Genomic DNA, 749 nt, shown 5'->3' on the forward strand with positions numbered 1-749 from the left:
GAGCGCCGATCGCAGCGCCGAGCTCGCTGTTGTCGCCGGGCAGGTGGGTGCCACCGACCTTGGCGTACCGCATGCGGAGCGCCAGGCGCTGCCCGAACTGGGCGGTGGCGGCCATCAGCCGCCGGTGGAAGGCCAGTGCGGCAATCGCGAAAGCGTCCAGCAGTAGCAGCCGCTCCACCATCAGGCCGCCGCCGGAGGAGGTGAGCAGCGCGTCGACACCGATGCCGAACATCGGGATGACCATGGCGGTGCTGAACATGACCATCACCGAGGCCAGGAACGTGCCGAGCCACCGCCACACGGCCATGCGGGACGGGCCGGGCAGCATGCCCCAGATGAACGTGATGCCGCCGACTGCGGCCGCCGCGACGTCCGCGGCCTGGGTGCCCAGCAGAATTAGGGCGAGCGAGATGGCCATCGCCGTGATGACCACGGCGGCGATGCCCAGCAGCAGGACACCGCCGACGCGGTCCCACGACGGCGCCCGCGCATACTCGGCGGCCTGTTTGCCGACGTCACCGGCGTTGTCCAACTGGTCCAGCAGGGCACTGAACTTCGCGTCCTCGGGGCTCTCATCCAGCGGCGAGGTGGCGGTGCCGTTGCAGTAGTCCTTCGTCGGCCCGGGGATGCGATCGCACGCGCTGGTGTCGCGGTGCTGGTCCGCGTCCGTGGTCTTCACCATCTTCAGGTGAGCGGCATAGGCGGCACGGGTCTCCGGCTTGCCGTCGTCCAGCAGCCGCCCGTACTGC

At 70.1% G+C, this 749-nt stretch carries 1 pseudogene; it reads right to left on the bottom strand.

Going from position 1 to position 749, the window contains the following annotated elements:
* Nucleotides 1-749: pseudogene (locus PV350_RS46845) on the bottom strand (hypothetical protein); the annotation flags it as partial.

Source organism: Streptomyces sp. PA03-6a (assembly GCF_033792765.1).
Lineage (GTDB): Bacteria > Actinomycetota > Actinomycetes > Streptomycetales > Streptomycetaceae > Actinacidiphila.